The organism is Paraburkholderia sp. (genome assembly GCF_034668105.1).
Taxonomy (GTDB): Bacteria; Pseudomonadota; Gammaproteobacteria; order Burkholderiales; family Burkholderiaceae; genus Paraburkholderia.
In genome coordinates this window covers 1-3,985 of the sequence record NZ_JAXDPY010000063.1, presented here as the reverse complement: position 1 = coordinate 3,985, position 3,985 = coordinate 1, and the positions used below count along the sequence as shown (strand labels likewise).

5 protein-coding genes are annotated in these 3,985 nt (G+C 62.3%); 2 read left to right on the top strand and 3 right to left on the bottom strand.

All coding sequences use genetic code 11. From position 1 onward, the window contains the following. The 3 genes from QOC89_RS03270 to QOC89_RS03260 form a co-directional block, all read right to left on the bottom strand. The coding region (locus tag QOC89_RS03270) for a flavin reductase family protein (protein ID WP_323043709.1) at positions 1-257 on the bottom strand (257 nt) is incomplete at its 3' end. 10 nt (positions 258-267) lie between these two features. After that, positions 268-1,002, bottom strand: a complete 735-nt coding sequence (locus tag QOC89_RS03265) for a GntR family transcriptional regulator (protein WP_323043710.1) — start codon at positions 1,000-1,002, stop codon at positions 268-270. Between the two features lie 2 nt (positions 1,003-1,004). After that, positions 1,005-1,970, bottom strand: coding sequence for a polysaccharide deacetylase family protein (locus QOC89_RS03260; RefSeq protein ID WP_323043708.1), 966 nt, complete (start codon positions 1,968-1,970; stop codon positions 1,005-1,007). 314 nt (positions 1,971-2,284) lie between these two features. Here QOC89_RS03260 and QOC89_RS03255 point away from each other — a divergent pair, with 314 nt between their 5' ends. Together QOC89_RS03255 and QOC89_RS03250 are read left to right on the top strand one after the other, a co-directional pair. Then, positions 2,285-3,346, top strand: coding sequence for an ABC transporter ATP-binding protein (locus QOC89_RS03255; protein ID WP_323043707.1), 1,062 nt, complete (start codon positions 2,285-2,287; stop codon positions 3,344-3,346). 162 nt (positions 3,347-3,508) lie between these two features. Further along, a partial coding sequence (locus QOC89_RS03250; protein ID WP_323043706.1) for a twin-arginine translocation signal domain-containing protein occupies positions 3,509-3,985 on the top strand: 477 nt, incomplete at its 3' end.

Sequence of the window (3,985 nt, the reverse complement as noted above, 5' to 3'; positions counted from 1 at the left end):
GCGAGATGCACGACAAATTCACCGGTTCCCGCGATGTTCACCGCTGTGTCCTTGAGCGTTCCGTCTCCGAAGCGATAGAAACTGATCATGACGATCGGCGGTTCTTCTCCTAGCATGTTGAACATCGAAAACGGCGCTGCATTGATCGTGCCGTCCGCACCGAGCGTGGTGACGAGCGCGATCGGGCGCGGCACGATCAGGCTCGCCATCAGCTTGTAGCGCTGGTATTCGGTGATTGCGTCGAAGTCGATTTCCATGTGTGAAGGCCTAGGTCTGAGTGGCGTAGCCGGTGATGCCGAGCAACTGGCCGAGGCTTTTCTCGCCGCGCATCCGCGACGTTTCGATGCGCTCCTCGATATCGCGAAGATGCGCTTCCATATGGGCCATTGCGCGCGCGGCATCGCGTGCCTCGATGCAATCGACAATCGCCGCATGCTCCGCGTGCTCGCACGGCGCATGCCCCGGCGGTTCATACACGCCGACAATGAGCGAGCAGCGCGAAACCAGTTCCTTCAGATAGTTTTGCAGAATGGAGTTGCCCGCGAGCCCGGCGATGCGCATATGAAAACTACTGGCGAGCGTGGCCCACGAAGGCTGGTCGAAGCGATGCATCGCTTCGTGCTCGCTCGCCAACTGCTGGCGCAAAGCCAGGATGTCCTTCGCACTCGCACGCTCAACGGCCAATTCGACCAGCACGTGTTCGACGGAACGCCGGGCTTCGAAGATCTCGCGCGTTTCCGCCGGCGTCGGCTCGGCAATCACCGCGCCTTTGTTCGGCCGCAGCACGACGATGCCCTCGTAGGCGAGCTTTTCCAGCACCCGCCGCACGACCGCGCGACCCACGCCGAACAGCTGGCACAACTCGGGCTCCGGCAGCTTCATGCCGGGCGTCAAACGGTGGTTCAGCACGCCGTCGAAGATCGACTGATAGAGGCGCGCGTCGACGTCCGCCTCTTCCTTCGGCGTTTTTCTGACCGTGGCGACGCCGGCTTTCGGCTTCATGCTCATGCGAGCGCCGGGCGCAGCACGCCGTCGCGCTCCAGTTCGTCCATGTGACGGGCGATTGCGCCTGGCGTCGTCATCCATATATCGCCCTTCGCCCGCGCCGCGGCGATCTGCGCGAGCGCGCGGCGCAAATGCCGCAGCCGGTATGGCTGGCCCACCAGATAAGGATGCAGCGCGATACCCATCACGAGCGCCTGCGGTTGCGGGCCGCGATTGGCCTGTTCGAGCATCTCGTCGAACTGATCGACGATCATGTCGGCAAACGCGCGGCCGTCCATATGACGGCCCACCATCATCGGCAGATCGTTGAGTTCCTGCGGGTACGGAATCGACCACAGCGGCCCGCCACGTGTGGCCATGCGCACCGGACGATCGTCGTGACACCAGTTCAACGTGTAACGATAACCGGTCTCAGCCAGCAGATCGGGCGTAAGGTGCGATTCGGAGATCCATGGCGAGAGCCAGCCCTGCGGCGGCGTGCCGGAGGCTTCGGCGATACGTTCGCGGCAATGCAGAAGCAGCTCACGTTCACCGTTTTCGTCGAGGTCACTTTGCCGATGCGCATTGGTGTGCCCGTGGCCGATCAGTTCGTCGCCACGCGCCACGCAGGCCGCGATCAGCTCCGGGCAATGATCGTAGAGCGCCGTGTTGATCAGCGTGCCCGCCGGCATATCCAGCTGGTCGAACAGTTCGATGCAGCGCCACGCGCCCACGCGGTTGCCGTACTCGCGCCAGCTATGGTTCAGCACATCCGGCTGCGGCGAGATCGGGCCGAGCGCGGCGCCGAGTCCCTCGCCGAACGCAAAGTGCTCGATGTTGAAGCCAAGATAGACCGCGAGCCCGCTACCGCCAGGCCAGCGGAACGCGTCGCTGTCCGTGATCGGGCGATACCCAAAACGGCCATGGGTTGCGATCGGTTGACGGGCGCGATTCTCTGCTGCGGCGAGGTTCCGTGTGTCGTTCATGTAAAGAAGCGGTGAGTAACGAAAAAGCGCCGCGTGGCGCCCCGAATGACCCGAGTTGGCCGGATCATGCCCCGGGACGGATCGAAGACGCACCGCGATCGCGCAAATAATGCTCTTTGATCGCTGACGATCGACGTTGTGGATCGTTTGCAATATGTGAGCCAACTCGTCGACGTTAAGCACACCGGCGCGTTTGCAATTGCCAGGCGTAACGATGCGATGCAATGGCACATGTCTTGCATTTGGATGGTTTCGCATAGGCGCCGTATGTGGTTTGGGTGCGCCCGCTTTTCGCCGTTCACGAGGACATCCACTTGACGATTCAGCCTGCTTCAACGGTGCTCCAAACTACGGCCGCCGATATCGAACTGGTGCACGTGTCGAAGCACTACGGCGACTCGCTTGCCGTCGACGCCATCGACCTGCGCATTGCCGGTGGTCAGTATTGCTGCCTGCTTGGGCCGTCGGGATGCGGCAAGACCTCGACCTTGCGCATGATCGCCGGACATGAATCGGTTACCGAAGGTGACATTCTGATCGCCGGGCGCAACGTCACGCGCGCGGAACCCGCGGCCCGCGGCACGGCGATGGTGTTTCAGAACTACGCACTGTTCCCGCATCTGAGCGCGCTCGATAACGTCGCGTTCAGTCTGAAAATGCGCGGCATAGCGAAGGATGTGCGCCGCAAGCGAGCCGGCGAGCTGCTGGAACTGGTCGCGATGTCCGCGTATGCCGAACGCAAACCGGCGCAACTGTCCGGCGGTCAACAGCAACGTGTGGCGCTCGCGCGCGCGTTGCTGAATCAACCTGGCTGTCTACTGCTCGACGAACCGCTGTCCGCGCTCGACCCCTTCCTGCGTGTGCAAATGCGTGCGGAACTGAAGCGCTGGCAGAAAGAACTCGGCATCACGTTCGTGCACGTCACGCACTCGCAGGAAGAAGCGATGGCGCTTGCCGATCTGGTGGTCGTGATGAGCCACGGGCGGATAGAACAAAGCGGCACGCCGCACGAAGTCTTCAACCGTCCGCGTACTGAATTCGTCGCGCGTTTTCTTGGCGGTCACAACGTTTTCAACACGAATGGCCGCTCGTTTACCGTGCGCGCCGATCATCTGCGCGTGGTGCCGCACGGCGTCACGCCCGTCCAGACGGCCGTCGGCGAGCGCGGCCTGACCCGGATCGGCGGCGTGCCCTGCACGGTACGCGAAGCGGAGTATCAGGGCACCCACTTGCGCATGACGCTCGATCCACTCGATGGCTCGCCTGAAATGATCTCGCTCGTGAGCGACGGCGACTACGACCCGGCGCAGCTTGGCCCCGACGCGCGCGTCGTGGTCTGGTGGAACGAGCAGGACGCGCATCCGCTGGCAGCGTGAGCGGGTGTGCGGCATGGCGTGACAGGGCAGCGAAGAGTACGTCTGAACGAAAAGCGCGAATTGAACGCGAATTGAGCGCGAACTGACCGACTAACAGGCGTTGCTCGACCATCAAGCGAATATCAAACGAACGTCAAACGACCGTCAACTGAGGAGCAAACAATGAGCGAAGTGAACGAGAGCCCGGCAGCGGCCGCATCCGATCTGAAGGAAAAAGGCCTGTCGCGCCGCACGTTCATCAAGGGCGCCGTGGCGGCGGCCGGCATTGCCGGGTTTCCGTACGTGCATGCGCAGGAGAAGATCACGTTGCGCTACCTCGGCACGGCGGTGAATCAGAGCGCCGACATCGCAAAGAAATTCAAGGAAGACACGGGCATCGACATTCAATACGTGCCGGTCACCACTGACGATGTGGCCAAGCGCATCATTACGCAGCCCAACTCGTTCGACATTGTCGACACCGAATATTTCGCGCTGAAGAAACTGATTCCGGCCGGCACGCTCGCGGGCATGGACGCGAAACGCATCAAGCTCGCCGACAAGATCACACCGGTGCTGACACGCGGCGAAGTGAACGGCAAGAAGATCGGCGATCAGGGCACCGCGCCGAAGAAGGTAATGTTTCTGACCGGCCCGCGC